The organism is Streptomyces sp. 130, from assembly GCF_007096885.1.
Classification (GTDB): domain Bacteria; phylum Actinomycetota; class Actinomycetes; order Streptomycetales; family Streptomycetaceae; genus Streptomyces.
Window position 1 is genome coordinate 1 of the sequence record NZ_VJNO01000091.1, and the last position, 2,224, is coordinate 2,224.

The 2,224-nt window shown below is 73.7% G+C and carries 5 protein-coding genes; all 5 read right to left on the minus strand.

Features of this window, described 5'->3' with window-relative positions; translation table 11 throughout:
- Positions 1-141: 141 nt before the first annotated feature.
- The 5 genes from FKN01_RS32065 to FKN01_RS32085 all read right to left on the minus strand — a co-directional run bounded on the left by FKN01_RS32065 (position 142) and on the right by FKN01_RS32085 (position 2,129).
- Positions 142-396 (minus strand): hypothetical protein, encoded by a 255-nt coding sequence (locus FKN01_RS32065; RefSeq protein WP_143626162.1) that lies wholly within the window; start codon positions 394-396, stop codon positions 142-144.
- Positions 393-584, minus strand: coding sequence for a hypothetical protein (locus FKN01_RS32070; RefSeq protein ID WP_143626163.1), 192 nt, complete (start codon positions 582-584; stop codon positions 393-395). The genes FKN01_RS32065 and FKN01_RS32070 overlap by 4 nt, the downstream gene beginning before the upstream one ends.
- A gap of 62 nt (positions 585-646) precedes the next feature.
- Entirely contained in the window at positions 647-1,597 is a 951-nt protein-coding gene (locus FKN01_RS32075) for a hypothetical protein (protein ID WP_143626164.1), read from the minus strand.
- Entirely contained in the window at positions 1,594-1,887 is a 294-nt protein-coding gene (locus FKN01_RS32080; protein ID WP_143626165.1) for a hypothetical protein, read from the minus strand. Before FKN01_RS32080 ends, FKN01_RS32075 begins: the two co-directional genes overlap by 4 nt.
- Positions 1,884-2,129, minus strand: a complete 246-nt coding sequence (locus FKN01_RS32085) for a hypothetical protein (RefSeq protein WP_143626166.1) — start codon at positions 2,127-2,129, stop codon at positions 1,884-1,886. The genes FKN01_RS32080 and FKN01_RS32085 overlap by 4 nt, the downstream gene beginning before the upstream one ends.
- Positions 2,130-2,224 lie beyond the last annotated feature (95 nt).

Here is a 2,224-nt window from a genome sequence, read left to right on the forward strand (position 1 = left end):
ACGGTCCAGGTCCCGTTCCAGGTCCGGCAGCGTGCGGGTGGCGTTGACGATCAGGTCGACTTCGGCCTGTGATGCCATGGTCCCCTCCTTCGGGGTGAGCCCGGCTGGCGGCCTCGGAGGGGACCGCTACAGGGGCGGTGGTCAGTTCAGGTAGCCGTACCGGCGGGCGAGGGCGACGCCGTCGGAGTACGGCTGCTGGGCCTTCTTCAGGGCCGTCATGGAGGCGTCCAGGGCCCGCAGCTGGGCGGCGAGCGAAGCCCGCGCGACGGTGGTCGGGCTGGGCGCCCGGCGGCCGGCGGCAGCGAGGAGGGCGCGCTCCTCGGGCAGCAGGACACCGGGCGCCACGTACGTGACGCTGTCGCCGTCGCGGATCACCCGCATCCGAGGCCCGGTCACGGGTTCACCCACGGGGTGCCGTCCCGGTTCACGAACCCGACGAAGTTCGGGAGGGTGTCGGCCGCCACGTACAGGCCGGCACGGCCGAACACCACGTCACCGGGCTCCACCCGACGAAACTGCCGGGGAGCTTCCTGAAGCCCGTCGTTGTCGGTGTCCGGGTCGTACAGCGCGTACTTGATCGCCATGGTCTTTCCTCCTGCTCGATCGGTGGGCCCGGGCGGTGGTCGCCCGGGCCCGGGGGTGTGGGTCAGGCCAGGCCCTCGCGCTCCAGGGCAACGTGCAGGGCCTGGCGCAGCTCTTCCAAGCCGACCTTGTACTGCCCTTCGAGGCGGTCGCGGTGAACGTGGTAGTGGGTTCGGATCTCCTCGATCCGCACGGCCTTGGCTGCGGCCTCGGAGGCCGCAGCCGCAGCCTCCTTCTCCTGCCGTCGCAGGGCCTTCAGGCGTCGCGCGACGTCCTTCTCCTCAGCAGCGAGCTGGGCGAGGGCCTGGCGCTCAACCTCGGCAGGGTCGGGGGCCTCGGGCTGGACCTCTACCAGCTGCGTACGGGGGATCTCGCCATGGCCACCGCCCACCAGTACCCGCCGCATGTCGGGTTCCGGCCGGTTGTGCCACGCCTCCCAGTCGAACGGCGGCAGGTAGTTCATGCCGACCCGCTTCCGGTCGACGGCGAGGGCCGCGACCTTCCGCCACTGGGCGAGGTCGCCGACGTGGGCCCACGCGGTGGTGCTGGGCTCGGTCGCGTACGGCCAGTCGAGGCCGAAGCGCTGGCCGAACTTGAGCAGCCACGGGATGGGCTCGATGTCGAAGTAGGCGGAGGCGAGCAGGCCGGGCACGTCGTGGCTGTGGGGGACGGTACGGCGGCCGTTGACGAACGGGGGGTTGGCAACGAGCGAGCAGCCGGTGCAGGCCCACCCGCCGCGGGCGCTGGGGGTGCGGCGCCACCCGGTGGAGGAGTCCTGCAGGCCGCAGTACGAGCAGTGCGGGACGGGGCCGGGGCCGGCCGGGCGGGTGTCGCGCGCCTGCTCCTCCAGGACCTGCCGGTTGTGGACGGCGATGGGGCCGGTGTCCTGGCCGCTGATGGTCTTCTCCAGCGTCGCCAGGCGTTCGAGGATGGCCGCGTCCGGGGCGGGGGTGGCGGGGGGCTGGGTGGGCTCGGGCTGGGGGTCGGGGGTGTTGCGGCGGCGGCGGGACATCATCGGTTCACCTTGGGGGCGTCGGGGGTGGGGGTGCAGGTGTGGCAGGTGGTGCCGGTCGTGGTGTGTCCGGCGCTGTTGTGGAGCAGGACGCGCCAGGCTCGCTCGCTGCGGTCCTGGACGGTGTCCGGGGCCGGGGTGGGCGGGATGGTCGGCAGGGGGTTGCCGGGGCGCCACGCGGCCAGTGCGGAGGCCACAAGGACGACGTCGACGGTGTCGGCGGTGTCGGCCCCGTTGGCGGCGGCGAGGCGCTGCTCCAGGCGGGCGAGGCGGCTGGTGTAGCGGGTGGTCATGCCGCACCCCCGCAGTGCTCGCAGGGGGCGCCCGCGGCGTGGGTGCCGGCGTGCCGGTCGGACTGCGCGACCACCAGGGGCATGCGGTCGGCGAAGCCCAGCTGACGGACCGCCGACGCGGCGCCGCCCGGCTCCAGCTCCTCCAGGCGGTTGAGGAGTTCGAGCGCGCGGGCCTTGCGCTCCGGCGAGGGCTTCAGGCGGGCTTCCAGGGCGCGTAGGCGGTGCTCATGCCGCGATGCCACGGGAACCACCTCCCCGGGCCTTCAGGTCGGCCTCGATGTCGGCGAGGCGGGCCTCTACGTTGGCGTGGTCGGCGAGGGCGGGCAGAGAGCGCAGG

Bases quoted from the DNA above. Each gene is read 5' to 3' on its own strand.
- FKN01_RS32080 (WP_143626165.1), bottom strand. From the start codon at position 1,887: ATGACCACCCGCTACACCAGCCGCCTCGCCCGCCTGGAGCAGCGCCTC.
- FKN01_RS32070 (WP_143626163.1), bottom strand. From the start codon at position 584: ATGGCGATCAAGTACGCGCTGTACGACCCGGACACCGACAACGACGGG.
- FKN01_RS32075 (WP_143626164.1), bottom strand. From the start codon at position 1,597: ATGATGTCCCGCCGCCGCCGCAACACCCCCGACCCCCAGCCCGAGCCC.